The organism is Staphylococcus sp. CoH_129_LAB_1, from assembly GCF_058191515.1.
On sequence record NZ_JBXWKZ010000077.1, the window covers coordinates 1 to 273 of the forward strand.

Sequence of the window (273 nt, forward strand, 5' to 3'; positions counted from 1 at the left end):
GCGGTGGGGCCGCGGCGTGGACCTGGAGCGGTATCACCCCAACAATCGCCGGACGCCGGAGGCCGCCGCGCTGCGGGAGCGGCTCTCGCCGGACGGCGAGGTGGTCGTCGGCTACGTCGGCCGGATCGCGCCGGAGAAGCAGGTGGAGCGGCTGCGCGTGCTCCGCGGAGTGCCGGGCGTCTCGGTCGCGATCGTCGGCGACGGTCCCGCCAGGGAGGCCGTCGAGCGCCAGCTGCACGGCGTCCCCACCACCTGGCTCGGCCGGCTCGGGGG

General features: G+C 77.3%; 1 pseudogene. It reads left to right on the plus strand.

Annotated features, from left to right (window positions below):
- Positions 1–16: 16 nt before the first annotated feature.
- Positions 17–273: pseudogene (locus tag AC2FB1_RS11185) on the plus strand (hypothetical protein); the annotation flags it as partial.